Genomic DNA, 23,642 nt, shown 5'->3' with positions numbered 1-23,642 from the left:
ACAACGTTGGAAAGCGTTTGGGCCGAAACGGCACCGAGCTGCAGGATGGGTAGGTGCCAACCCGGTAGTGGGTGGATGATGGCTGGATGAGCGAAGACAGCGGTTCCCGTCCGGATTTTTTCACCCGGTTCACCACCAAGGTGGCCAAAGTTCTCGGCCACGCCTGGGTGTTCAGCGCGGCAGTAATCATCCTCATTGTTTGGGCGTTTACGGGACCACTCCTGGGATTTTCGGATACCTGGCAGTTGGTCATCAATACCGGCACTACCATCGTGACGTTCTTGATGGTCTTCATCATCCAAAACACCCAGAATAGAGACAGCGCCGCCCTCCACGTGAAGCTCGACGCCGTGATGCGTGAACTCCGGATCACCAACTCCAAGCTTTATCAAGCTGAAGACGAAGGTGAGAAGGAGCTCGAGGAGCAGCGCCGACGCATCGAGCAGGAGGCCGAGTCCGATTAGCCGGATCGGGGTCGTGGAGTGCTGGCGGTTCCTACGTGAGCCACTGGACCGAGACGTTCATCGCGAGCAGGGCATTCGTCAGCGGCGCAAGTATCGACTCGTCGGCCTCCATGCGGTGCAGCGTCTCGAGGAATTCATCCACCTGGATGTTCGTGAACCCGCCGTCCCGGAGTTGCTGGACGGCAAGCTCGGTATTCTGCTTCCGGGTGTTGCTGAATCGAGGGGTTACCTCTGGCTGTACCGGTTCCGAATCCATTGACTTTGCTTGCCCCCGCAACCTATCCCTGTCGGTATGACGCTCGCGCACAGCGTATTCCTGCATTACGAATGCTACTATCTCGCGGGCCGAACTGGAGCAACGGCAAGTCCGGCAGCCAATAGCATGGGTCAATGATGGATAAGTCGTCGGTTCCTGGCGCGTTGAAACACGAGGTGGCCCGTGACCCTCGCCGCGTCCACTGGATGGAATTGTTCTTCGACCTCGTCTTTGTGGCTTTCGTCGGGCAGCTTGCGCGCGGGATCCACGGCGACCCCGGATGGGCTGAGTTCGGCACCTTCGTCCTGCTTTTCTTTCCGGCGTGGTGGGCTTGGGTGAACATTGTCTCCGTAGTCAACCTCCTGCCAGGTTTGTCATCCCGGGCTCTGGGCGTCGCGATGCTCGCGGCGATGGCGGCGGCGAGCATCATGGCCGCCGCCGCGCCCGGTGCCTTTGGCGAACGTGCTTGGGCCTTTTCGCTGGCCAATGCCGCCATTCGCGTGGTTCTGCTGATCTTGTGGCTGTACCAGCACCGTGAAAATTCGGCCGAATTTCCGTGGCGGATTTGGATCTACAACGGCGGCACGGCCGTCCTCTGGCTCCTCTCCGCCTCCTTGCCTCTCCACATTGCCGTCGTTCTGTGGGCCACCGCGATCGTTGTCGAGATTGGCATGATGGCTCTTAGCGCCCGCCTTTGGCCTGACCGCGGCATCGCTGGCATCAACATCGAGCACGCATCCGAGCGGCTTGGCTTGTTCGTCATCATTGTGCTCGGCGAGTCCATCTTCACGATCGTCACCGAGGTGTCTGACGATTGGGGCCCGGGCGCAGGCCTGCTCGGTGCGCTCGGATTCCTCGTGGTTGCCCTGCTCGGCTGGGCATTCTTCCAATACGGCACGGGGACAGTCACGGCAGGGCTCGAGCGACTGCAGGCCCGGTCCGATTTCGCCGGGATCCTTCAGACCACGTTGTTCATGCCGTTTCTTCTGGTTTTGGGGGTAACTGCAATCGCCGGGGCGATTGCGACGGCCATTCCAGCCCCCTATGAGCACTTGCCCCTCGGTTCCGGGATTTCTCTCGGGGGAGGTCTGGCCCTCTTCTATAGTTGCAATGCGATCGTGTCGCTTCGCTACGGTCAGCCTCCGCGCGCGGTGCTGCCGTGGGCGGTGCCGACCGTGGTGATCGCCGTGTTGCTCATACCGGTGAGCGCTGTGGTTCCCGCCGCCGTCGCGTTGGCCCTCGCAGTGGTTGTCTTGCTCCTTGTCACCGCCTACGTCGAGATTCAGAGGCGACGGCGGCACGCCCCAACTAGCTGACAGTTGTTGTCGTTCTGGGGCTTCAAAACGACAACAACTGCTAGTCAGTTGGGTCAGCCGTTGATCACCTGGGGGACCCCGAGGGCTTTGAGGCCTTCGGCGCCGAATTCCAGGCCATAGCCGGATTGCTTGGCGCCGCCGAAGGGGACCCGCGGGTCGACGTTGCCATGTTTGTTGATCCATACGGTTCCGGCCTCAAGGCGGGCGGCAACGTCACGGGCAGCGTCCAGGTCGGAGGACCAGACGGAGGCGCCGAGTCCGACGTCGAGCGCGTTCGCCATGGCGACGGCCTCGTCCACGGTGCCGTAGCGGATGATGGGCAGGGCCGGGCCGAACTGTTCCTCGGCGACGAGGGGGTTGCTGTTGTCGATGTCGGCTACGAGGGTGGTGGGGTAGAAGTTGCCGGGCTGGCCGTCGTCGGGGTTGCCGCCGAGCAGGATGCGGGCGCCGGAATCGCGGGCGGCATCCACGAGCTTCGCGACGATGTCGAACTGCTGCCGGTTCTGCAGCGGTCCCAGCACGTTCGCTTCGTCCAAACCAACCCCCATGGGCATCGCGGCGGCAACGGCAGCAAGCTCGGTGCACACTGCTTCATAGAGGGAGTCGTGGACGTAGAGGCGCTTGAGTGCGGCGCAGGTCTGGCCGGTGTTGATGAAGGCACCCCAGAAGAGTCCTTCGGCGACGGCTTTGGGGTCTGCATCGGGCAGGACGATGCCGGCGTCGTTGCCGCCGAGTTCGAGGGTGAGGCGCTTTACCGTGTCCGCGCTGGAGCGGATGACGGCTTTGCCGGTGGCGGTGGAACCGGTGAACATGACCTTGCCGATGGCCGGGTGTTCGGCGAGCCGGGCGCCGACGCCCCGGCCGCCGGAGACCACCGTGAGGAGGCCTTCGGGGAGTTCTTCGTTGATCACGGCGGCCAGGGCCAGCACGGACAGGGGTGTGTATTCGGAGGGTTTGACGACGACGGCGTTGCCCATCCGGAGGGCGGGGGCGATCTGCCAAATGGTGATCATCATGGGCCAGTTCCAGGGGCCGATCGCGCCGACGACGCCGATGGGCCGGTAGTGGAGTTCGGCGCGGGTTTCGCCGTCGTCGACGACGGTTTCCACCTCGAGCGGGGTGGCGGCGGTGGCGCGGAGCCAGGCCGCGCAGGCGCCGACTTCGAAGCGGGCGTTGGGGCCGTTGAGCGGTTTGCCTTGCTCGCGGGAGAGCAGCCGGGCAAGTTCCTCGGCGGAGCGTTCGACGGCGTCTGCCGCCCTGAGGAGCGCGGCGGAGCGGACGTCGTGGCCCAGAGCGGCCCACGCTGGTTGGGCTACCTGGGCGGCGGCGACCGCGCGTTCGAGGTCGTCGACCGTGTGAACCGGGGCCTCGCCGACAACGGTGCCCGTGGCGGGGTCGATAATGGTCCGGCTTTCGCCGGTGGTCGGGGTGATTGAAGCGAGGAGGGCGTCGTAGCTTTCCAAGGGTTTACTCCACTCTGAGTTGGTAATGGTTTCTATGGACAAGGCACTTGCGGTCAGACGGCCATCAGGATCATGGCGCCCAAGGCGCCCGCCGAAGAGATCGCCTCAAGCGATGCAGACGCGTGACGACGGTGTCCGCGGCCATTTGGTCGAAGGGTTCGGGCGGCCAGGGCGATTGAGTAGGCGATGACCGCTGCCGCGAGGGCAACTGCCAGGGCCGGATTCGCTCCACCGAGTCCTGAATGCGCATGTGCTTGGTGTACAGAACTTGACGGGACAGTGGGAAGGGTTGTGACGAAAATGGCGAACATGGCCACCATGGACAAGGAGCGGTGTATTTCCATGCCGCCCCGGCGATCCTTGGGCAAGAGCACCAGCGGAAGAGGGGACGTGAGGAGCAGGAGAAGGCCCCACACGACGCCCGGCACAATGCCTGGCCCGACGGTTGTGTCCGCCATCGCAATGAGCATGAGTGCCATCGGCCCCCACTGGCTAAGGTTCCTGACCAATCCTTCACGCATCGGGCTCCAGATTCCGAGGGCACAGCAAGCGAGCATGACGATCGAAAGGGTTGTGTGCATGTTGTTCACAAGTCGTCAGTCCCGGCGCTACACGTCGTCTTCGTCGCCGAGATGGACGGCCGCCGGCCCCTCCTCGCCGTGACCGATCCGCCGATACACGGCCGGGTTGCTCCGGCGGAGGCGGAACGCCCAGGCGATCCCCACCAGCCCGGGCACGATGATCGTGGCAGGCAGGACGAGCGTCAGCGCATTGGTCTCGTTTTGGCCGAGCAGTACGTTGAAGTTGACCACGATCAGCACGAAGATCGCCGCAAGGAGCACGAACCCCAGGGCAGGGGCGATCAGGCGGGTCCAGATTCCAGCGTCATGCCTGTTCTTGCGGAAGAACCCAATGACCGCCAGCGAGACAACGGTCATCAAGAGGACAAGTCCCATGGCGCCGTCGTTCGTCAGCCACGTGAACATGGTCAGGACAGGGTAGAGGTCGCCCAGCGATGATCCGGTCCCCGCGATGGCGAAAGCCACCGTGACCACGACGGCGATCACCGTCTGGGCGATCGACCCGGCGTAGGGGGCGCCGCTGTGCCGCCGTACTGCGCCCAGCTTGCGCGGCAGGACTTGTTCCCGGCCCAGGGAGAAGAAATAGCGGGCTGCGGCATTGTGGAAGCTGACGAGAGCTGCGAAGAGGCTGGTGACGAAGAGCAGGCGGGCCAGGTCAGCGAGAAGTACGCCGGCATGGTCACTGAGGAAACCGAACATCAGGTCCGGTCCTTGTTTCGCGGAAGCGTCCACCACTGCGGACGGTCCGGTTCCGACCGCCATGGCCCACGAGGAAACGGCGTAGAACAAGGCGATGATGGCCACCGCGGTATACGTAGCCCGGGCTACGGTGTGCTTGGGGTCCTTGCTTTCCTCGCCGTAGATCGCGGCCGATTCGAATCCCATGAACGCCGCGATGCCGAAGGAGAGGACCGCCCCGACGCCCGGCACAAAAAGGCTCTGCGTGCTGAGCGGCGCTCCGCTGACTCCCTCGGGGGCCACGGCAAAGGAGACGACGTCGTAGACAATCACCACGAGGAACTCCAGGCCGACGAGCACCCCGAGGACCTTCGCTGACAGGTCCACGCGGTTCACGCCGAGGAATGCAACGACGGCGATGCAGACAAGCACCGGAATCCACCACGGGACGGTGATGCCGAAGCGTTCGTTGATCAGGCTTGAGACGGTGAAGCCGAAGAGGCCGTAGATGCCGACTTGCATCAAGTTATAGGCCATCAGGGCCACCATGGAAACCCCGACGCCGACCGGCCGGGAGATGCCCTGCGCCACGTAGGAATAGAAGGCGCCGGCGTTGACGACGTACCGGCTCATGGCCGCGTAGCCGACGGCGAACACGGCGAGGGTTCCGCCGAGCAGCAGGAAGGACAGCGGCACGCCAGTGACTCCGGTGACGGCAAACGTCGTCGTCACGCCGCCGGCGAGGACAGTGAGCGGAGCCGAGGCGGCGATGATCATGAAGGTCACCGCAGGGACGCCGAGACGACGTCGATGATGATGCGGGTGTCCCACCTCAGTGGTCTCTTTCCCGGTTGTTAAACTCATTTCTGGGCCTCCATGTGGCAGTGGCCGCCTGAGGCGGGTTTCGACGGCGGAACGTCGAGTACGGGGCTCCGGTCGAAGAAACCTTCGGGGCGGAGTTTGAATCCCACCGTGTCGACGGGCATGATCGGCCAGTCCTCGGGGCGGGGGAAGTGGGTCAGCCCGAAGGTGTGCCATACGACGATGTCTTGTCCGTCGATGTCCCTATCGCGGGCGATGTAGGCCGGCAGTCCGGCTCCTCCGGAGTGCTGGTTGACGAAGTCGCCGCTGGGGTAGCGCTCGTTCTCGTCATAGCGGGTCACCCATAGGTCCTTCGTGGCGAAGGCTGCGCGTTGGGCGATGGACGATTGGGGATCGGCGAGGAGCATGGGATGGCCTTGTCCGTGGAGCTTGTATCCCACGGGGTCGCCCAGGCGGTTGAGTGAGTCGGGATTGGAGATGATCCAGGCCCGTCCCGCCGCCATGTCAGACTCGCGCACGGCCTCCGACTCGCTCTTAAGCACCGTCCGACGGCGGGCGAAGGCGTTGCCCCGTTCGTTGCCTTCTCCCATCGGTACCCGGACGGCGTCCTCTTCCTCGACCCTGTTGCTCAAGCCGTCGATGGCGAAGTCCAGCCGGGCGCTGAAGAGGTGCTGGTGGAAGGGCGCCCCAAGGCCCGGGGCGAGCTCCGAGGCGAACGGGTAGCCCTTTCCGGGGTGGGCGCTCGTGAAGACGACGCCGGTGGCCTTGGCTTCGAACTCGATGGTGCCGTCAAGGTAGAGGTACCAGTAGAAGCCGTAGTCGTAGTTGCCGATAGTCGTGAAGAAGCTGATGACGAGCCTGCGGTTCCGGCGGGTGTAGTTCACGCCGCTCCAGAGGTCGCTGTGCTTGGCGAGGATGCTCCAATCCTCTTCGTGCATGCATATTCCGTTTCGGATTTCCCGTGGCCGGCCGAACGCGTCACTGACTACCGGGCTGAGGTAGGTGATTTCGCCGAGGCAATCGCAGCCGAGCTCGAGCGAGTTAGCGTATTGGCCCACGAGGTATTCGCCGGTATCGAAGTAGTTCTGCCAGGAGCGCACGGGTGAGGGGTCGCCGTATGGCACCACCATTTCGGCGATGGAAGCCCGCTTGAGGATGCTGCGACGGCGATCGACGTCGTCGAACGCGACATTGTGGAGAACGACGCCTTCCCGGACATCGAAGCCGATGTCCAGGCTCCACTTCTCCCACTCGACGTGGTTTCCATTGTGGACGGTGAAGCTCGGACCCTCCGGCTGGGTGATGTGGATCGGCTTCTGCGTGGTGCGCATCGGTCCGGTCAGCTCCGGGTCCGTAAAGTTGCCATGTTCTGCCGGCACCGGGACGGCGCCGAAATCCAGGACCTGGTCCACCGTCTTGCTGACGACATCAACGTAGGCAACCAGCCCATCCACGGGGTGGGCCCAGGCGCTGTCCGCGGGGAACTCCTGGACGAATGCCAAGCCGCGCAGAATCCGGCGGCCTTTCTCCTCGGGGTACTCGAAGACGCCGGCCGAAAGGGGAGCGACCCTGACTTTGCTGACGTCGAGGTTCCGGTCAGCCAAGGCCTTGAGCCACCGCTCGTCCTGGGCGAGGATCTCTTCGACCACCTCGAATTCTTCTTCGATGACCGGAAGCTCGCCCGTCACCGAGGTGTCAAGATCTACCTTCGAGACGACTTCCTGGTGTGTCACGGAGACCACGACGTCCTGTGCCGCACCGCTCAAGACGTTGTGCAGGAACGCCCTGAACCTGCGGTCCGGAGTCTCCGTTTCGCCCGCTCCTGAATCGCGAGGGGGATCAAGGAGGCCAAGGTAGGCGATCCGGATGGATCCGTCGAAGAGCCCGGCGTCGGCCAAAATGCCCCTGACGGCCGTGATGTCTTCGGCACTGGTCAAGGCATACGGAGACAGTCCGGCAATCTCAGCCATGTCGGCGATTTCTGGAGAGGAGGTTGTGCTCATGGAAGGCCTTTGTGAGTGGCGGTTTATTTTCTATGTGTGTAGAGAATAGCATCGTGTAATCTGAGTCACAACGGTTGTAGAAAAAAGATTTGGGGAAAGAGTGCCGAAGATCGTAGACCACGACAAGCGCCGGGTGGAGCTGGTCGAAGCCACGTGGCGGATCATCGCCAGCCGGGGGATCGAGGGTGCCACGATGCGCGAGATAGCAACGGAAGCGGGCTTTGCCAACGGCGCGCTCAAGCCGTACTTCCCCACGAAAGACGATCTCTTGACGTTTGCTTTCGGCCACGTCTTCAACCAGACGAATAGCCGCATGAGCGACTCCACCGCCGGCCTGCGGGGACTGTCGGCGTTGCGCAGCTACTGCCATGAAATATTGCCGCTCGACGCCGAGCGGCTAAACGAAGCGCGAATCGCGATCGCCTTCTGGCAGCGCGCACTGACGGACCCGGCGAAGGCCGCCTTGCATGATTCCTCGATGGAGCAATGGCGTGACGCCCTGTTCGACAAGCTCCGTGAAGCCAGGGAACTCGGCGAACTGAAAGAAGGTCTCAACGACGACGACATCGTCGGCGGGATCATGACGTTTGCGCTCGGTGCCCAGATCACGGCCACGCTGACGCCGGAACATCACTCGGCGGATCAGCTTCGGTCCCAACTGGAGACTTACATATCGCTCATTTCATCCGAAAAGGGCGATCTGGTGCCGACGGCCGGATCGAAGGGTTCCGCTTAGCGGCGCAGGGTGCTCTGCCGCGCCACGAGCTCCGGCGTGAACACCACTTGGCTATGTACGTGGCCGGGTTCGGCGTCGATTTCGTCGAACAGGAGTTGGGCGGCACGCTCGCCGATCAGCTGCCTCGGTTGACTGATGGAGCTGAGTGGGATGCTCGACTGGGAGGCGAAATCGATGTCGTCGAACCCGACGATGGCGATGTCCTCGGGCACGTGGAGCCCGTTCGCGGCGAAGGATTGCAAAAGCCCTAGGGCTAATTGATCGTTGGCGGCAAACACGGCGTCCGGGCGCTTGTCAGGTTGGAGATTCCCGATGAGATCTCCAATCCGGCGTCCGCGTTCGAATTTCAGATCGGGCGTTTCGAATAGTTGAAGCGGGACTCCGGCACGTGCGGCCGCGTCGGCGGCACCCCGGTATCGGTCCTCGACCTGATGCAGGGTGAAGGGGCCGCCGACGAATGCAGGACGTACCGAGCCGACGCTGACGAGATGCTCCAGGGCAGTGGCGCCGCCGGCGACGTCGTCCACCGAAACCGAGCAGAACTGATCCGTGCTTGCGAGCCTGTCGACGAGTACAGAAGGGATACCCCGGTCGCGCATTCTTTCCAGCCGTTGAAGAACTTGTCCGAACGGCGTGATGAGGACGCCTTGGACCCGCTGCTGCTCGAAGAGGTCCAGATAGGCCTCCTCGCGGCCGGCGTCTTCGGCGCTGTTGGCCAGTATCAGGGAGTGCTTGTGGTCTTCGGCGACGTTTTCAGCGCCCAAAGCGACATCGGTGAAGAAGGGGTTTCGCACGTCCAGCACCAACATGCCGAGGCTCCTGGTGGAGCCGGACCGCAGTGAGCGGGCTGATTCGTTGCGCACGAATCCCAGCTCTTCGATGGCGGCAAGAACGCGGGTCCTCTTGTCGAACGAGACTTGGTCCGGCCGGTTGAGGACATTCGAAACTGTTCCGACCGAAACTCTGGCAAGGGCGGCGACGTCAGTCAGCTTTGCTCCCGGGCCGCTTGGCACTCTCTACCTCCCAATTGATGAATCGAATCAAACCGCTTGATCAATATTACGTGGTTCGATCGGCGATCTCCGGGATTGACTGTTGACACGCCATGGAAGCAGGCCCTACCGTGTGAGTAGGCTCTTGAATGAAACGATTCAAGACGGAATTGATTCAAAAGAAACGCACTGCTGTTCGAAGACGACGCACAGGCAACAGAAGGAAAAACCATGAACACGACGGAAGCGGCCCTCGGCCGCCTCGGCGAATTGGCCATCGAGGTCCCGTCCTGGGCCTACGGCAACTCGGGCACGCGATTCAAGGTGTTCGGCACGCCCGGCACCCCGCGGACCATCCAGGAGAAGCTGGCTGACGCCGCGAAAGTCCACGAGCTGACGGGTCTTGCACCGACTGTGGCACTGCACATCCCGTGGGACAAGGTGGACGATTACTCCGCCCTCCGCGGGTACGCGGCGGACCTTGGCGTCGGGCTGGGGACCATCAACTCCAACACGTTCCAGGACGACGAATACAAGTACGGCTCCCTGACGTCCTCCGACGCCGCGGTGCGCCGCCGGGCGATCGATCACCACCTGGAGTGCATCGAGATCATGCACGCCACGGGTTCCCGGGACCTGAAGGTCTGGCTGGCGGACGGCACCAACTACCCTGGTCAGGATGACATGCGCGGCCGGCAGGACCGCCTCGCGGAATCCCTGCAGGAGATCTACGCGGGACTGGGCGGAAACCAGCGCCTGGTGCTGGAGTACAAGTTCTTCGAGCCGGCTTTCTACCACACGGACGTTCCGGACTGGGGCACGTCCTATGCCCAGACGCTGGCTCTGGGGGAGAAGGCCTTCGTGTGCCTGGATACCGGCCACCATGCCCCGGGAACCAACATCGAGTTCATCGTGATGCAGTTGTTGCGCCTGGGCAAGCTGGGCTCCTTCGACTTCAACTCGCGCTTCTATGCGGACGATGACCTGATTGTCGGTGCCGCGGATCCTTTCCAGTTGTTCCGCATCATGCACGAAGTCGTCCGCGGCGGGGGCTTCGGAAAGGATTCGGGGGTGTCCTTGATGCTGGACCAGTGCCACAACCTGGAGGAGAAGATCCCGGGCCAGATCCGCTCCGTGCTCAACGTCCAGGAAATGACGGCCCGAGCCCTGCTTATCGACACGGACGCGCTCACCGAGGCGCAGCGTGAAGGCGACGTCCTTGCCGCGAACGGCATTTTCAACGACGCCTTCTACACGGATGTCCGGCCGGTCCTGGCTGAGTGGCGTGAATCGCGCGGCCTGCCCGCGGACCCGATGACCGCGTTCAAGGCGAGCGGCTACCAGAAGAAGATCAACGAGGACCGCGTGGGCGGCCAGCAAGCCGGATGGGGCGCTTAGGCATGAATATGCAGAACACAACCAACAAGACTGTTGAAGAACTGATCGCCCGTTCCAACCGCTTGGGCGCGGACAAAAGGAACACCAACTTCGCCGGAGGGAACACCTCGGCGAAGGGCACGGAGAAGGACCCGGTGACCGGGGAGGACGTCGAGCTGTTGTGGGTCAAGGGTTCCGGCGGGGACCTGGGAACCCTGAAGGCGGACAACCTGGCGGTTTTGCGGCTGGACCGGCTGCAGGCCCTCAAGGCCGTTTACCCCGGCGTCGAGCGCGAAGACGACATGGTGGCCGCCTTCGATTACTGCCTGCACGGCAAGGGCGGCGCCGCGCCGTCGATCGACACCGCGATGCACGGGCTCGTGGACGCCGCGCACGTGGACCACCTGCACCCGGACTCCGGCATCGCGATCGCGACGGCGGTGGACGGCGAAGCCCTGACCTCGAAGGTCTTCGGCGAGAAGGTCGTGTGGGTGCCCTGGCGCCGCCCCGGTTTCCAACTGGGACTGGACATCGCCGCGATCAAGGAAGCCAACCCGCAGGCCATCGGCACCATCCTGGGCGGCCACGGCATCACCGCCTGGGGCGCCACCAGCGAGGAAGCCGAAGCCAACTCCCTCTGGATCATCGAACAGGCCGAACGCTACATCGCCCAGAACGGCAAAGCCGAGCCTTTCGGCGCCACGCTCCCCGGCTACGGTGCGCTCCCGGAAGCCGAAAGGAAAGCCAAGGCGGCCGCGTTGGCCCCGGTGATCCGCGGCCTCGCCTCGGCCGACAAACCGCAGGTGGGCCACTTCAGCGACGACCCGCGGGTCCTGGAATTCCTCGAAGGCGCCGAGCATCCGCGCCTCGGGGCGCTGGGCACCTCCTGCCCGGACCACTTCCTGCGGACCAAGGTCAAGCCGCTCGTCCTGGATCTTCCCGCCGGCGCCGGCATCGGGGAGAGCATCGCGCGCCTGACGGAACTGCACGCCGCGTACCGCGAGGATTACCAGGCGTACTACGACCGCCACGCCGGCCCGGATTCCCCGGCCCTGCGCGGCGCGGACCCGGCCATCGTCCTGGTCCCCGGCGTCGGAATGTTCTCCTACGGCAAGGACAAGCAGACCGCACGGGTCGCCGGGGAGTTCTACCTCAACGCGATCAACGTGATGCGCGGAGCCGAGGCCATCTCCTCCTACGCACCGATCGAGGAATCCGAGAAGTTCCGGATCGAATACTGGGCCCTCGAGGAAGCCAAGCTCGCCCGGATGCCCCAGCCCAAGTCCCACGCCACGCGCATCGCGTTGGTGACAGGCGCGGCGTCGGGCATCGGGAAGGCGATCGCGACCCGCCTTGCCGCGGAAGGCGCCTGCGTGGTCATCGCGGACCTCAACCTGGACAACGCCCAGGCCGTCGCGGCCGAACTCGGCGGTGACGACGTCGCTATCGGCGTGCAGGCAGACGTGACCGACGAAGCCCAGGTGCAGGGAGCCATCGACGCGGCCGTCCTGGCCTTCGGCGGGCTGGACCTGGTGGTCAACAACGCCGGCCTGTCGATCTCCAAACCCTTGCTGGAAACCACGGAGAAGGACTGGGACCTGCAGCACAACGTCATGGCCAAGGGCTCGTTCCTGGTCTCCAAAGCCGCGGCGAAGGTCATGATCGACCAGGGCATGGGCGGGGACATCGTCTACATTTCCTCGAAGAACTCGGTGTTCGCCGGCCCGAACAACATCGCCTACTCCGCCACCAAGGCAGACCAAGCCCACCAAGTCCGGCTCCTCGCCGCGGAACTGGGCGAACACGGCATCCGCGTCAACGGCATCAACCCCGACGGCGTGGTCCGCGGCTCCGGGATCTTCGCCGGCGGCTGGGGCGCCAAGCGCGCCGCCGTCTACGGCGTCGACGAGCAGGAACTGGGCAAGTACTACGCCCAACGCACCCTGCTCAAACGCGAAGTCCTCCCCGAGCACGTCGCCAACGCCGCCGCCGTGCTCACCAGCAACGAACTCTCGCACACCACCGGCCTGCACATCCCGGTCGACGCGGGCGTCGCAGCAGCCTTCCTCCGATGAGCGGGAAGGAGGCCGGCGCCGGCGTTTTCGCCGCCGTCGATATCGGAGCGTCCTCCGGGCGCGTCATGCTCGGCCGGGTCACCGGCGGCCCCGCGTCCGGAAAAACGGTCTCGCTGGAAACGGTGCACCGTTTCCCCAACGGCGTCGTGGAGCTCGACGGCGGACTCCACTGGGACTTCGACGCCCTGTTCGGTGAGGTGCTCACGGGACTTGCGGCGGCCGCCGAAACGGCCGCCGCAAGCGGGGATCGGATTGCCAGTATCGGGATCGACACGTGGGCCGTCGACTACGGACTCGTGGATGCCTCCGGTGTCCTGCGGACCCAGCCGTTCAGCTACCGCGACGAGCGCGGCCGCACCGCCGTCGCGGACGTCCACAAGGTCCTGGACCCGGCGCGGCTCTATGCCACCACGGGTCTGCAGTTCCTGCAGTTCAATACCATCTACCAGCTCGCCACGGAGCGTGAACTGCGCGGCGTCCAGGCTCTGTTGATTCCGGACCTTATTGCGTTCAAACTGACGGGGCAACGCCGTACCGAGGCCACGAATGCTTCCACCACCGGGCTTTTCGACGCCGTCACGGGGGAGTGGGCCAGCGAATTCTTCAGGGCACTCGGCCTGCCCAAAAACCTGTTCCCGGCCATCATCCAGCCGGGCGAAACCGTAGGCACGCTGCTGACGGAGATCGCGGCCCGGACAGGGTTGCCCGCGGAGACCGCGGTGGTTGCCGTGGGATCGCACGACACCGCCTCGGCCGTGGCGGCCGTTCCGGCCCGGCAGGAAGACTTCGCCTACATTTCCTCCGGCACCTGGTCCCTCGTGGGCGTTGAGCTGGACAGCCCGGTCCTGGACGAGTCAAGCCGTTTGGCCAACTTCACCAACGAACGCGGCGTCGACGGAACCGTCCGGTACCTGCGCAACGTGGGCGGCCTGTGGCTGCTCAGCGAATGCCAACGCACGTGGGCGGCCGAAGGGCACCGACAGGAACTCGCCGCGCTTCTGGAGTCCGCGGCGGCACTTCCCGCCGCCGGTCCCCAAATCAACGCCGACGATCTCGCGTTCATCGCCCCGGACAACATGCCCGAACGGATCAGATCCGCGGTCCACGCCGGCGGTGCCGTCCTCCCGGACCGGCCGGCCGCCGTCGTGCGCTGCATCCTGGACAGCCTCGCCGCCGCCTACGCCAGGACCCTGTCGCGCGCCGAAGAACTGTCCGGAAAGCGGACGTCAGTGGTCCACATCGTGGGCGGGGGCTCGCAAAACAGGCTGTTGTGCCAGCTCACCGCGGACGCCACCGGCAAGACCGTGATAGCAGGTCCGGTCGAAGCCACGGCACTCGGAAACGTCCTGATCCAGGCCCGGGCGGCAGGAGCCATCAATGGAAGGTTGGCGGAACTGCGGGCACTCGTGAGGGCAAGCGTCGGGCTCGAAAGCTACGAACCAAAACTGGCACTTCAGAGTCCCTAGGTCCAGCGCCCTGTTGTGCCGCAAAGCCCCTCGATAAACTTAAGGGGCGCCGAAGAGACGCAAGGTTGGTTGCGGGAAAGGCAAGATCATGTCCGACAGCAGCGGCGTCGAAGAACCCACTGAAGATGAGACAAGCGGAGCTCGCGAGGAACCGGAACTCAGGGGCCGTTACGTCGAGGGGGAGTACGGCAAGACGGGAACGGAACCCGGGCGGCACTCCGAAGACGAAGAAGGCCAATACAGCGAAGGAGACTACGGAGCGGCGGGCAGCCAAGGCGGCTTGCCCGAACCCTTGGGTGGGAAAGCCAAGGAATCCGGGCGCTACGCAAAAGCCGACCTCGGTGACGCAGGAACAGTTCCGGGGCGCACAGCAGAGTCGGAAATCGGCCAGTACGCGGAGGGGGACTACGGCGCGGACGGCGCAGTGGGACCGCTACTCGAGGCGGCCAAACCACCGGTGCCAGCGGATGACGACGACGACTGACGCAGTCGAGTGCCCTGGCATCGATTACGTCGGCCGGACCGTGTTTTCTTCAGACTTGGCCCGGAGGAACCTCAGATCCTCGGGGGAGAGGCTGACCTGGCTGTGCTGGTCGGCATCCGGGGTGATGCCGGTTTCCTTATGGAGTATCTCCGTGAGGGTCCGCGGCAAGACCACGCATCCAGGGTTGTCGATTAGCCAATGCCGCGTTTCGGGGCTGAGCATGTCCCAGTGGTCCCTGATGTTCATCTCCATGGATGGCGCCTAACTAAGTGGGTGCAGGGAAAAATGGTGGGTGCAGACAAGAATGCCGGCCGAGGCCGGTGCCGGGAACGTAATTAGGATACGCCGCGGCATAGGGGAAAGACAGGCCCGGAGATGGCAACTGAAAGCGACGGCGTAGGCTTCCGATCCAAGCGGGGCCCGATACTCATAGCCCTGATGCTCTCGAGCGGCCTTGTCGCGATCGATGCCACCATTGTGGCGACTGCGGTGCCTTCGATTGTGCATGAAATCGGCGGGTTTGCCTCGTTCCCGTGGCTTTTCTCCGCCTACCTGCTCGCACAGGCCGTTTCCGTTCCGGTGTACGCGAAACTTTCCGACATGGCAGGTCGCAAGCCGATCATTCTCACCGGGATTGGACTCTTCCTGATCGGATCGATCCTCTGCGGCTTGGCGTGGAGCATGCCTGCGCTCATTGCCTTCCGCGTGGTTCAGGGCTTGGGTGCCGGCGCGGTCCTCCCGGTGGCCATTACCATCGCCGGCGATATCTACACCCTCGCCGAGCGTGCAAAGGTGCAAGGCTACCTGGCCAGCGTGTGGGCCACCTCGTCGGTTGTCGGCCCAACACTGGGCGGCGTGTTCGCTTCGCTTGGAGTGTGGCGCGGAATCTTCCTGGTCAACATTCCGCTGTGCCTCGTGGCGGCGTGGATGCTGGTTCAAAAATTCCAGGAGAACATCGAACGGGTAAAGCACCACGTCGACTATCTGGGAGCCGCCCTTCTCACGGTCACGTTGACCTTGACCATCCTCGGGGCACTGGAGGGTGGACAGGCATGGGCCTGGGATTCTCCGATCAGCATCGCGGTGTTCGCCCTTGGTTCAGTGTTACTCGTTGCCTTCGTCCTGGTCGAGCGACGAGCAGCTGAGCCTGTCCTTCCGCCGTGGGTGGTTTCGAGGCGCCTTCTCGCCACGACCGCCCTGATCTCCTTCGGGGCCGGAGCAATCGTGCTTGGCCTCACTTCTTACGTTCCGACCTTCCTTCAAGGTGCGCTTTCGGTGTCGCCATTGGCTGCGGGCCTGTCATTGGCAGCCTTGACCATCGGCTGGCCCATCAGTGCTTCTCAGTCGGGCCGTTTCTATCTACGGATCGGCTTCCGGGCAACAGCGTTGATCGGGATCACCGTCACCCTCATCGGTTCGGCGGCCCTCGCCGTGACGGCCTACACACCGAACCTGGTGCTCGTCGCGGGCAGCTGCTTTGTCGCGGGACTTGGGCTCGGGCTTCTGGCAACCCCGAGCCTGATCGCCGCCCAGTCCAGCGTCGAATGGCACGAGCGCGGAGTGGTGACGGGCACCAACCTTTTTGCGCGATCCATCGGCAGTTCTCTTGGCGTCGCCGTTTTCGGCGCCGTGGCTAATGCGATCTACGCCGGCAGCCCCGGTGGCGGGAAGAATTCGCAGGCGGTTGTCTTGGCGTCTGCTGCAGTGTTTCTTGCCGTGCTCGTGAGCGCCGCGCTCACAGTCATCGCTGTCTTCGCAATGCCCGATACGGCCCCGGAGGCGCCTGCGCCTCAAGGCAAAGGACCGGCCCGCCTGCTTCAGAAAGTGCGGCGACTCAACGGGCGGGACGGAGGCCCTTAGGCCCGCGTCCTCGGCCGGGCTAGTTCCCCGGCTCCTCCGGAGACTGATTCGCTTCGCGGCCACCCGTACGGACAACGCGGATCTTCGTGGTCTGCGGCTCTGACAGTTCGGGGAGCTGGATGCGGATTTCCAGGACGCCATCCTCATACGTCGCGACGATGCCGTCTTGGCTCACTCCGCGGGGTAAAGGGATGCTTCGGGACCGTTCGCCGTAACGGAGCTCGGTGCGGTAGCCCTTCTTGTCCACGCGTTCGGCATCCTCTTCGCGCCGCGCCTCGATACGCAGGGTGTCGTCCGCAATGCTGATATCGACGTCGGTCGCGGGGTCGATTCCAGGCAGATCCACCCTGACAACGAGCGTGTCCCCCTCTTGGTATTGCTCGATGCGGAGCGAAGGGTCGGATTCGCCTTGAAGGAAGCGTCGGAGCGGCTCCGGTACTCCAAGTCCGCCGCGTCCGAATAGGTTGTCCATGATGACCTCCTGGTAGGTACCGGCTGCGGGCCAAGTTAGACGTGCCGGGATGAGAAAAAAGCTACGCCTAGCATGGTCCCGTGGATAGCCCTTTGTCTCAGCCGACGCGGCGTCCACCACTTAATAACGCAATCTTGACGACGGCTGTGCCGGGTCGGAGACTGAGCATAGGAGGCGCGCCGTGGGCAATTTACCGTGGATATTCGTGCTGCTCATCCCATCGCTGGGCTTCATCTTCTTCCTGATTTACGCAAATATTCGGCTCTCAGCCAGGCGGAAAGCCCTTGGGTTACCCCCTCTAGGTCTGACTCCACGTCGTTCCAAGACTCGACACCGGAAGCACCACAAGTATGTGATCATCCATCGCTTGAAACACTGAGATCGGTTCCTCTCAGCTTTGATGGAAGTCCGGAGCCTTTGGGGCGTCGAGTATTCCAGCGATCTTCTCTTCCAGGGCGGCGATGGTCGCTTCGGGCAGGACAATCAGCCCATCCAATTCGCGCCGGGCGCGCTTGTAGGCGGTCTGTCGCTCCGCCGGCGTCGCTGCACTGTCAGAAGCGATCCTCAGCAGCTTCCTGGCGGTCGCCAGCCGCTGGCGCTCGGGCTCGGTGAAGTTGCTGTCCTTGATGCGCTTGGCTTCCCGTTCCGCCACATCGAACGCCAGCTCGAAGCTCCGGACGGCCGCGCGATACTCAGCCAGCCGGGCCGCCGTCGTGATTTCTCCCGGAGTTGCCGGACGCAGACCGTCAGCATCCCGCTTGGCCCGAAGAAATTCCACGGTGAGCGGTTCGCGGACATCGGACATGACCGGAAAATCGATGAGCTTAGCGATGTCGAGTTCGTATTCGAGCCATCGCCTGTTCACGGCGTCGTGTGCTTCTTGCAGCCGCACCACCTCGGCCTGGCTGGCGTGCTCCGCTTCCGCCGCGCGGTTCTTGAGCTGATAGAGCTCCACCCGACGGCGGTGCCGCCTTTCGCTGGCCCTGGACCAGGACCGCGCCCACCCGCCAGCCAATCCGCTCAGCGGAAAGATCAGCCACCAGTTGTGGCTGACGAATTCGAGGAAGGGATTCACCGCTTCATCGTCCCACCGGCCCGGACCTGTCTCAAGAGGGCGCAGCCTAGCCGACCTTCCGGAGCCAGTCCGTCAGGAGCGGCAAGACGACGGAGCTACGCATCGCTCCGATGTGATCAAGGCCAGGAAGCACGTGGACATCCCACCCGGAGTCAATGAGTTCTTGCTTGTGTGTCGTCAGGGGCTCGCCGATCTTTACATGAACGTTGCCCCATGCCGGGCCGTAATCGATCAGATCGTCCGATCCTGCGAAGGCAAGGCGGGGCAAACCCGGCTGGACTTCGGCGGCGGAATCGTCGAAGTCTTGAAGGGCCTCGTAGAGAGTGACGAATTGTCGGGTTTGTGCTTTGTTCGTTTGAACGGGCACCGAATCCCAGTCTCCAGGCTCAACGTCGGCGGTCGGTGAAGGAACGACGTCGGCAGATTGTGTGGACATGGAATGTGCTGCTCGCGTGACCGCCAACATGCTCTCGTAGGGTCCATCGAGGGGTGGGAAGCCGCCCATCACTAGCGCCCAGAGCCGGTCAGTGCGGATTGCTAGTTGCAAGCCACAAAGTGCCAGCCAGGAGTAGCCGTAATAGGCGAAGCTGCCGGCATCAGCGGCATCGGCGATGGCAAGGAGATCAGCCGTGACATTCCGTGGAGTAAGGGTGTCCGGTGCGGGGTGGGCCATCCGGTGGCTTTCATAATCGGCGACGATGACGCGGTGGGATCGCGCGAGTCCGTTCACAAGATTGGGTCCCAGATCCGGATCTGCGCCCCACCGGCGCATCGTTTCGGCTTCCTCCGGCGGATAAGGGGCGAAACGGGCCGGAACCATCAGGGCGCGTCCGTTTCCGTGGATGGCGATGGGAATCGTCGTGCCGTCGTGAAGAACGGCTTCAGCGGTATCAATCACGGCTTACCCTCCATCCAGGTGCGGCCCCTTGTGGTCAAGCTTGCCACCGAATCGCCGGCGGCGGGCGTTCGCGTGGTCGCCCAACTCAAGCTCTTTCCCATCGACAGGCACCCTGCCCAGGAATAGCCTTAAGCCGTCCCATTGACCTACGAGGATGACGGAGAGGTATCCGAACATGGGAGCTACAGAAAACGCCGAATTGGTCCGGCGGGGATATGAGGCCTTTAACACGGGTGATCTGGCGGCACTCAGCGAGTTGTTCGCTGAGGACGCAGTCTGGTACGCAGCTGGGAATGGCGTGCTGTCCGGCACTAAGCAAGGACGCGACGCCATTCTGGCCTATTTCGGCGAGCTGGGAGCACGTTCCCAGGGTACCTTCCAAGCCGCGGTCCAGGACATCGTCGGTGGAGAAAGCCACACCATCGGGCTCCAGCAAAGCCGCGCAGAAAACGATGGAAAAACCCTGGATATTGCAACTGCCATTTCCTTTGTTCTCCGCGACGGAAAGGTCGTAGAGGGCCGGGAATTCTTCGAGGACACGGCCAAGGCAGACGAATTCTGGACCTGAATCCCGGATGTGGATCCCGCTTTTGAAAACTCATTGACATCCCGGGCGGCGGGGTCTATTGCTTGGCATGTCCACACCCATCCACACCAGCAAGGAGCAGATATGGAGCCGTACGGAGTGGTGCACTTCTTCCCGGGAGGCACCAAGGACCAATACGAGGCGTCAATAGCCGCTGTTCACCCAGGAGAGGGGCTCTTGCCCGAGGGCCAGACTTTCCACGCAGCAGGCCCGTCGGCGGGCGGTTGGACGATCATGGCCGTCCACGAGTCGAAAGAAAGTTGGGAGAAATTCCGCGACAGCATTCTCATGCCCCGCATGCAGGCGGGCATCGCGGGTGGATTCGAGTCACCCCCGGAAGAGACCGTCGTCGATCTCTACAAGGTCATGCCCTAACCATTCGAAAAGGCCGCCCCCAGGTCTCGCGGGCGGCTTCCGACTATCAGCGAGGGAAGTGGAAAGGAAACAGTTTTGGCCTCCATAGTGAACTACTTCGAAGTCGGTTCCCCCGATCCGGAGGGCACGCAGGCCTTCTACGGCTCGCTCTTCGACTGGAGTTTCGGTGAGTCCTCTCCTGCCAGCTACCAGATGGTGAATGGCGACAAGGGCGGGCTGTGGGACACGACCTCGCTCGAGGGAACGTCGTGGGCGATCTTCTACGTCCAGGTTGACGACGTCAAAGCCGCGATCGCCAGGGCCGAGTCTCTCGGTGCAAGCGTAGCCATTCCGTTCGTTGACAACGGCGCGATCGAGTTCGCGCACCTCCTGGACCCGCACGGCAACCGTTTCGGCGTGTGGCGTCCCAAACAGCCGAACTGAAGCGTAGGGATCATCCGCACGACGGCGACACTCGATGAACACGACGGCGACACTCGATGAAAAGGACGAAGTGCATTGACTCTCGATACATTGCCCGTGATCGATTTCTCCCGTCTGGATGCAGGCCCGGAAGAAGCCGCACGATTCCGTGACGAACTGCGAGATGCCATGCATGAGGTTGGCTTCCTCTACCTAGCCGGCCACGGCATCCCGCAGGAGTTGACGGACGCGATTCTCGACGTGTCGCGGCGCTTTTTCGAGCTGCCGGAAGAGGAAAAGCTCGCGATCGAGAATGTCCACAGCCCCCAGTTCCGCGGTTACACCCGCGTTGGTGGCGAGCTCACCGACGGCGGGATCGACTGGCGCGAGCAGATCGACATCGGCGTCGAGCGCGATGCTGTTGAGCCGGGCCCTGGCATTGCCGAATATTGGCGTCTGGAGGGGCCCAACCTGTGGCCGGAGGCGTTGCCCGAGATGCGGGACATTGTCTCGGAATGGACCGAACGGCTGAGTACCATCTCGCTTGCGTTGCTACGGGCACTGGCAGTTTCGCTCGGAGCACCCGAGGACACTTTTGATGCGGCATTCGCCGAGCGCGCTTTCCCTGTCCTCAAAATTGTGAGATATCCGGGGGAGTCGAACCCGGAACCCAAGCAGGGCGTAGGATCCCACCGTGACGGGGGAGTGCTCACGCTTCTCCTGGTTGAGCCCGGGAAAGGCGGTCTCCAGGTCGAGTACCAGGGGAAATGGATCGACGCCCCACAAGTGCCGGGGACTTTCGTGGTCAATATCGGCGAAATGCTGGAACTGGCCACCAATGGCTACCTCAAGGCCACCCTGCACCGGGTCATCTCACCCCTTCGAGGCACGGACCGGATTTCGCTTCCCTTCTTCTACAACCCCGCACTGGACGCGACCATGCCACAGCTTGCCGTGAGCCCTGAGTTCCAGGCAAAAGCCCGTGGCTTGTCCGTTGACCCGACAAACAGTCCGATTCTGGAAACCTACGGGGACAACGCCCTCCGGTACCGGCTTCGGGCCCATCCGAACGTCGTCGCAGAGCATCACGCCGACCTGCTGTGAGCCGGACAGGTCAAAGCCGGATAATGGGGTCATGGATTTCGAATTGCTCACCATCCAGGACTGTCCCCACAGCTCGGCGGCCCGCGAACTTTTCTCCCGGGCCGTGGAGCTGGAAGGGAACAACCCGGCCTTGATTTCGGTCAGGGAGATTGTGAGCGACGAAGAGGCGGAAACGGCCGGATTCCACGGATCCCCGACGTTCATGGTGGACGGAACTGACCTCTACCCGTCCACCGCGGAACCGGCTATGGCGTGTCGCGTCTACCGTACGGCCGATGGCTTAAGGGGCCTGCCCAGCCTGGAGTCGCTTCGACGGGCGATCCAGGCCAGGCTGGCCGCCTAACGTCAGCCCGGGACGTGTGCCGCTGAAACCACCGGGTGGTCCCGGCCCAGGTTTCCCAGCGCCGAGGCTCCTTGCGGGGATCCGAGTTCCTCGAAGAACTCGACGTTGGCCCGGACATAATCTGCCCACTCATCCGGGACATCGTCTGAATAGTAGATCGCCTCCACCGGGCAGACGGGATCGCAGGCGCCGCAGTCCACACATTCGGAGGGGTGGATGTAGAGCGAGCGTTCGCCTTCGTAGATGCAATCCACAGGGCATTCGTCGATGCAGGCTTTATCCTTGACGTCCACGCAGGGCTGCGCGATCACATAGGTCATGACGCGCTACACACCGGTGTAAACGGTCTTGCCCCACGTGAAGAAGTCCAGTGCGGACTTGCCCTGCTCGCGGAAGGTGTTGGTGGAGGAGTCCTTCACGCCACCGAACGGCACGTTCAAGTCCAGGCCGGCCGTGGGACGGTTGACCTTGATCACGCCCGCCTGCGCGCGTGCGGCGAAATCCGTGGCCAAGGCCAGGGAGTCGGTGCAAATGCCTGCGGTGAGGCCATAGCGGGAATCATTGATGGCGGCGAGTCCGGCCTCGTAATCGGGGACCTGCAGGACCGCGACTACCGGACCGAAGATTTCCTCGGTCACGGCAGCGTCGTCAAACGCAATATCGGTGAGCACCGCGGCAGGGAAGAGCAGCGCTCCGGAGGGGTCGCCGTCGTACTCTCCGTGAAGGAGGGTGGCGCCGCGTTCGACGGCGGTGCGCACCGCTGCCTGGTCCTGTTCGAACTGCTGGCTGCTCACCACAGCGCCCATCTTGGCGCCGTCGAGCCCGTCACCGGCGGTGTAGCCCGCGGCCTCGGCAACAAGGGCTTCGAGGAACGCGTCGCGGACACCCGGGGTGACATACACGCGGGACGTCGCGGTGCACGCCTGGCCCGTGAGTCCGAACGCACCGGCTGCGACTACCGCGGCGGCCTTCTGCGGATCGGCGTCGTCGAGCACTAGGACGCCGTTCTTGCCGCCCATTTCAAGCTGGACGCGGGCGCGGCGGGCGTTCAGGATTTCCTGGAGCCCAAGCCCCACTTTGGTGGATCCGGTGAAGGACAGCCCGGCGATGCGGGGATCGCGTGCCAAAGCGTCTCCCGCCACGCGGCCCTTTCCGTGGACCACGTTGAAGACTCCTGCGGGTACACCGGCGTCGTGGAGGGCGCGGGCAAGGTGCGTCGCGGAGAGCGGGGTGAGTTCGGCCGGCTTGATGACCACGGCGTTACCGCTGATGAGTGCGGGGGCGGCCTTCCATGCCGGGATGGCGATGGGGAAGTTCCACGGGGTGATGAGCCCGACGACGCCGAGCGGCTCGCGCCGGGTGGTAATGGTGGTATCCGGGAGCCCACTGGGAAGTACTTCGCCCGTGGCGCCCCAGCCGAGGGAGCCGAAGAAGCGCAGGACGTCCGAGGCGCGCTTGACCTCTCCCTTGGCTTCGGCGAGGGTTTTGCCTTCTTCGCGGACGAGGTCCTCGGCGATCGCGCTTTGGCGCTCGAGGAGCAGGTTGCCGGCGGTCATGAGGATGGCGCCGCGGGCGGGGGCGGGCAGGGCTGCCCAGGCCGGCTGGGCGGCGGCAGCGGCGGTGATGGCCGCGTCGACGTCGTCGGCGGTGCCTCGCGGGGAGAGGGCAGCGAGTTCATCCGGGCGGGCCGGGTTGATTCGCTGGATTTCGGGTTCTCCGGTCCATTCGCCGTTGATCAGGTGCTGCGCGGCGGCAACATCCTGTCGGGCGGACGTTGCCGATTCGGTGGCGGTGGAAGTCATGGTCATCCTTTG

25 protein-coding genes are annotated in these 23,642 nt (G+C 63.7%); 13 read left to right on the top strand and 12 right to left on the bottom strand.

Annotation, left to right across the window (positions count from 1 at the left end):
* Positions 1-86 precede the first annotated feature (86 nt).
* Complete coding sequence (locus AC1DJB_RS04340) at positions 87-464, top strand: low affinity iron permease family protein (RefSeq protein ID WP_059389959.1); 378 nt, start codon at positions 87-89, stop codon at positions 462-464.
* Between the two features lie 31 nt (positions 465-495).
* Here the strand turns inward: AC1DJB_RS04340 and AC1DJB_RS04335 are convergent, their stop codons facing one another.
* The gene (locus AC1DJB_RS04335; protein WP_476909960.1) at positions 496-720 is read right to left on the bottom strand and encodes a hypothetical protein; all 225 of its coding nucleotides are present in this window, start codon (positions 718-720) and stop codon (positions 496-498) included.
* A gap of 134 nt (positions 721-854) precedes the next feature.
* On the opposite strand from AC1DJB_RS04335, the gene AC1DJB_RS04330 reads away from it, so the two are divergent.
* Positions 855-2,036: a low temperature requirement protein A gene (locus AC1DJB_RS04330; RefSeq protein ID WP_441437460.1), complete on the top strand. Its 1,182-nt coding sequence runs from the start codon at positions 855-857 to the stop codon at positions 2,034-2,036.
* A 53-nt stretch (positions 2,037-2,089) separates the two neighbouring features.
* Here the strand turns inward: AC1DJB_RS04330 and AC1DJB_RS04325 are convergent, their stop codons facing one another.
* Genes AC1DJB_RS04325 through AC1DJB_RS04310 form a run of 4 tightly spaced genes read right to left on the bottom strand, consistent with a single transcriptional unit; the run spans position 2,090 to position 7,550 of the window.
* Positions 2,090-3,499 (bottom strand): aldehyde dehydrogenase family protein, encoded by a 1,410-nt coding sequence (locus tag AC1DJB_RS04325; RefSeq protein WP_441437459.1) that lies wholly within the window; start codon positions 3,497-3,499, stop codon positions 2,090-2,092.
* A gap of 53 nt (positions 3,500-3,552) precedes the next feature.
* The gene (locus tag AC1DJB_RS04320) at positions 3,553-4,080 is read right to left on the bottom strand and encodes a hypothetical protein (protein ID WP_284989073.1); all 528 of its coding nucleotides are present in this window, start codon (positions 4,078-4,080) and stop codon (positions 3,553-3,555) included.
* A gap of 27 nt (positions 4,081-4,107) precedes the next feature.
* Positions 4,108-5,622: an APC family permease gene (locus AC1DJB_RS04315; RefSeq protein WP_441437458.1), complete on the bottom strand. Its 1,515-nt coding sequence runs from the start codon at positions 5,620-5,622 to the stop codon at positions 4,108-4,110.
* Positions 5,619-7,550, bottom strand: a complete 1,932-nt coding sequence (locus AC1DJB_RS04310; RefSeq protein WP_441437562.1) for a primary-amine oxidase — start codon at positions 7,548-7,550, stop codon at positions 5,619-5,621. The genes AC1DJB_RS04315 and AC1DJB_RS04310 overlap by 4 nt, the downstream gene beginning before the upstream one ends.
* Before the next feature lie 133 nt (positions 7,551-7,683).
* Here AC1DJB_RS04310 and AC1DJB_RS04305 point away from each other — a divergent pair, with 133 nt between their 5' ends.
* The gene (locus tag AC1DJB_RS04305; RefSeq protein WP_059389965.1) at positions 7,684-8,319 is read left to right on the top strand and encodes a TetR/AcrR family transcriptional regulator; all 636 of its coding nucleotides are present in this window, start codon (positions 7,684-7,686) and stop codon (positions 8,317-8,319) included.
* On the opposite strand, the gene AC1DJB_RS04300 is transcribed toward AC1DJB_RS04305, so the two are convergent.
* Positions 8,316-9,332, bottom strand: coding sequence for a LacI family DNA-binding transcriptional regulator (locus AC1DJB_RS04300; RefSeq protein WP_441437457.1), 1,017 nt, complete (start codon positions 9,330-9,332; stop codon positions 8,316-8,318). The genes AC1DJB_RS04305 and AC1DJB_RS04300 overlap by 4 nt on opposite strands.
* Before the next feature lie 210 nt (positions 9,333-9,542).
* Here AC1DJB_RS04300 and rhaI point away from each other — a divergent pair, with 210 nt between their 5' ends.
* The 4 genes from rhaI to AC1DJB_RS04280 all read left to right on the top strand — a co-directional run bounded on the left by rhaI (position 9,543) and on the right by AC1DJB_RS04280 (position 14,713).
* Positions 9,543-10,709: an L-rhamnose isomerase gene (rhaI, locus tag AC1DJB_RS04295; protein ID WP_441437456.1), complete on the top strand. Its 1,167-nt coding sequence runs from the start codon at positions 9,543-9,545 to the stop codon at positions 10,707-10,709.
* Positions 10,710-10,717: 8 nt separating this feature from the next.
* Positions 10,718-12,763 carry a bifunctional aldolase/short-chain dehydrogenase gene (locus AC1DJB_RS04290; RefSeq protein ID WP_476909959.1) on the top strand — a complete coding sequence of 682 codons (2,046 nt, stop codon included), beginning with the start codon at positions 10,718-10,720 and terminating at the stop codon, positions 12,761-12,763.
* A complete protein-coding gene (locus tag AC1DJB_RS04285) occupies positions 12,760-14,229 on the top strand; it encodes a rhamnulokinase (RefSeq protein WP_476909958.1) in 1,470 nt (489 codons plus the stop codon). The genes AC1DJB_RS04290 and AC1DJB_RS04285 overlap by 4 nt, the downstream gene beginning before the upstream one ends.
* 88 nt (positions 14,230-14,317) lie before the next feature.
* On the top strand, positions 14,318-14,713 hold the full coding sequence (locus AC1DJB_RS04280; RefSeq protein WP_441438155.1) for a hypothetical protein: 396 nt from the start codon (positions 14,318-14,320) through the stop codon (positions 14,711-14,713).
* A 24-nt stretch (positions 14,714-14,737) separates the two neighbouring features.
* On the opposite strand, the gene AC1DJB_RS04275 is transcribed toward AC1DJB_RS04280, so the two are convergent.
* Positions 14,738-14,965 carry a hypothetical protein gene (locus tag AC1DJB_RS04275; RefSeq protein WP_253257550.1) on the bottom strand — a complete coding sequence of 76 codons (228 nt, stop codon included), beginning with the start codon at positions 14,963-14,965 and terminating at the stop codon, positions 14,738-14,740.
* Positions 14,966-15,088: 123 nt separating this feature from the next.
* Here AC1DJB_RS04275 and AC1DJB_RS04270 point away from each other — a divergent pair, with 123 nt between their 5' ends.
* Entirely contained in the window at positions 15,089-16,573 is a 1,485-nt protein-coding gene (locus tag AC1DJB_RS04270; RefSeq protein ID WP_441438154.1) for an MFS transporter, read from the top strand.
* Between the two features lie 19 nt (positions 16,574-16,592).
* Here the strand turns inward: AC1DJB_RS04270 and AC1DJB_RS04265 are convergent, their stop codons facing one another.
* The 3 genes from AC1DJB_RS04265 to AC1DJB_RS04255 all read right to left on the bottom strand — a co-directional run bounded on the left by AC1DJB_RS04265 (position 16,593) and on the right by AC1DJB_RS04255 (position 19,018).
* Positions 16,593-17,045: an Hsp20/alpha crystallin family protein gene (locus AC1DJB_RS04265; protein ID WP_441438153.1), complete on the bottom strand. Its 453-nt coding sequence runs from the start codon at positions 17,043-17,045 to the stop codon at positions 16,593-16,595.
* Between the two features lie 391 nt (positions 17,046-17,436).
* Positions 17,437-18,120: a hypothetical protein gene (locus tag AC1DJB_RS04260; protein WP_059389971.1), complete on the bottom strand. Its 684-nt coding sequence runs from the start codon at positions 18,118-18,120 to the stop codon at positions 17,437-17,439.
* 46 nt (positions 18,121-18,166) lie between these two features.
* A complete protein-coding gene (locus AC1DJB_RS04255; RefSeq protein WP_284989061.1) occupies positions 18,167-19,018 on the bottom strand; it encodes an alpha/beta hydrolase in 852 nt (283 codons plus the stop codon).
* Positions 19,019-19,193: 175 nt separating this feature from the next.
* Between AC1DJB_RS04255 and AC1DJB_RS04250 the strand changes: the two genes are divergently transcribed.
* The 5 genes from AC1DJB_RS04250 (at position 19,194) to AC1DJB_RS04230 (ending at position 21,828) form a co-directional block, all read left to right on the top strand.
* Positions 19,194-19,586, top strand: coding sequence for a nuclear transport factor 2 family protein (locus tag AC1DJB_RS04250; protein ID WP_284989059.1), 393 nt, complete (start codon positions 19,194-19,196; stop codon positions 19,584-19,586).
* Between the two features lie 102 nt (positions 19,587-19,688).
* A complete protein-coding gene (locus AC1DJB_RS04245; protein WP_059389972.1) occupies positions 19,689-19,979 on the top strand; it encodes a hypothetical protein in 291 nt (96 codons plus the stop codon).
* 75 nt (positions 19,980-20,054) lie between these two features.
* Positions 20,055-20,402 carry a VOC family protein gene (locus AC1DJB_RS04240; RefSeq protein ID WP_059389973.1) on the top strand — a complete coding sequence of 116 codons (348 nt, stop codon included), beginning with the start codon at positions 20,055-20,057 and terminating at the stop codon, positions 20,400-20,402.
* Positions 20,403-20,477: 75 nt separating this feature from the next.
* Positions 20,478-21,485 carry an isopenicillin N synthase family dioxygenase gene (locus AC1DJB_RS04235; protein ID WP_307053433.1) on the top strand — a complete coding sequence of 336 codons (1,008 nt, stop codon included), beginning with the start codon at positions 20,478-20,480 and terminating at the stop codon, positions 21,483-21,485.
* A gap of 31 nt (positions 21,486-21,516) precedes the next feature.
* Entirely contained in the window at positions 21,517-21,828 is a 312-nt protein-coding gene (locus tag AC1DJB_RS04230; RefSeq protein ID WP_307053434.1) for a hypothetical protein, read from the top strand.
* Between the two features lie 2 nt (positions 21,829-21,830).
* Here AC1DJB_RS04230 and fdxA read toward each other — a convergent pair whose 3' ends face one another.
* Both fdxA and AC1DJB_RS04220 read right to left on the bottom strand, forming a co-directional pair.
* Complete coding sequence (gene fdxA, locus AC1DJB_RS04225; RefSeq protein ID WP_059389976.1) at positions 21,831-22,148, bottom strand: ferredoxin; 318 nt, start codon at positions 22,146-22,148, stop codon at positions 21,831-21,833.
* Positions 22,149-22,154: 6 nt separating this feature from the next.
* Positions 22,155-23,630 carry an aldehyde dehydrogenase family protein gene (locus AC1DJB_RS04220; RefSeq protein ID WP_441438152.1) on the bottom strand — a complete coding sequence of 492 codons (1,476 nt, stop codon included), beginning with the start codon at positions 23,628-23,630 and terminating at the stop codon, positions 22,155-22,157.
* Positions 23,631-23,642: the final 12 nt, after the last annotated feature.

It is taken from the genome of Arthrobacter sp. 01T428 (assembly GCF_056398685.1).
The sequence above is the reverse complement of the archived record's forward strand: the minus strand, read 5'-3'. Positions and strand labels throughout refer to the sequence as shown.

Excerpts from the sequence above, each read along its gene's own strand:
- AC1DJB_RS04320 (WP_284989073.1), bottom strand. The coding sequence starts at position 4,080 with ATGCACACAACCCTTTCGATCGTCATGCTCGCTTGCTGTGCCCTCGGA.
- AC1DJB_RS04310 (WP_441437562.1), bottom strand. The coding sequence starts at position 7,550 with ATGGCTGAGATTGCCGGACTGTCTCCGTATGCCTTGACCAGTGCCGAA.
- AC1DJB_RS04280 (WP_441438155.1), top strand. The coding sequence starts at position 14,318 with ATGTCCGACAGCAGCGGCGTCGAAGAACCCACTGAAGATGAGACAAGC.
- rhaI (WP_441437456.1), top strand. The coding sequence starts at position 9,543 with ATGAACACGACGGAAGCGGCCCTCGGCCGCCTCGGCGAATTGGCCATC.
- AC1DJB_RS04330 (WP_441437460.1), top strand. The coding sequence starts at position 855 with ATGATGGATAAGTCGTCGGTTCCTGGCGCGTTGAAACACGAGGTGGCC.
- AC1DJB_RS04340 (WP_059389959.1), top strand. The coding sequence starts at position 87 with ATGAGCGAAGACAGCGGTTCCCGTCCGGATTTTTTCACCCGGTTCACC.
- AC1DJB_RS04220 (WP_441438152.1), bottom strand. The coding sequence starts at position 23,630 with ATGACTTCCACCGCCACCGAATCGGCAACGTCCGCCCGACAGGATGTT.
- AC1DJB_RS04290 (WP_476909959.1), top strand. The coding sequence starts at position 10,718 with ATGCAGAACACAACCAACAAGACTGTTGAAGAACTGATCGCCCGTTCC.
- AC1DJB_RS04335 (WP_476909960.1), bottom strand. The coding sequence starts at position 720 with ATGGATTCGGAACCGGTACAGCCAGAGGTAACCCCTCGATTCAGCAAC.
- AC1DJB_RS04285 (WP_476909958.1), top strand. The coding sequence starts at position 12,760 with ATGAGCGGGAAGGAGGCCGGCGCCGGCGTTTTCGCCGCCGTCGATATC.
- AC1DJB_RS04245 (WP_059389972.1), top strand. The coding sequence starts at position 19,689 with ATGGAGCCGTACGGAGTGGTGCACTTCTTCCCGGGAGGCACCAAGGAC.
- AC1DJB_RS04315 (WP_441437458.1), bottom strand. The coding sequence starts at position 5,622 with ATGAGTTTAACAACCGGGAAAGAGACCACTGAGGTGGGACACCCGCAT.
- AC1DJB_RS04270 (WP_441438154.1), top strand. The coding sequence starts at position 15,089 with ATGGCAACTGAAAGCGACGGCGTAGGCTTCCGATCCAAGCGGGGCCCG.
- AC1DJB_RS04250 (WP_284989059.1), top strand. The coding sequence starts at position 19,194 with ATGGGAGCTACAGAAAACGCCGAATTGGTCCGGCGGGGATATGAGGCC.
- AC1DJB_RS04265 (WP_441438153.1), bottom strand. The coding sequence starts at position 17,045 with ATGGACAACCTATTCGGACGCGGCGGACTTGGAGTACCGGAGCCGCTC.
- AC1DJB_RS04275 (WP_253257550.1), bottom strand. The coding sequence starts at position 14,965 with ATGGAGATGAACATCAGGGACCACTGGGACATGCTCAGCCCCGAAACG.
- AC1DJB_RS04230 (WP_307053434.1), top strand. The coding sequence starts at position 21,517 with ATGGATTTCGAATTGCTCACCATCCAGGACTGTCCCCACAGCTCGGCG.
- fdxA (WP_059389976.1), bottom strand. The coding sequence starts at position 22,148 with ATGACCTATGTGATCGCGCAGCCCTGCGTGGACGTCAAGGATAAAGCC.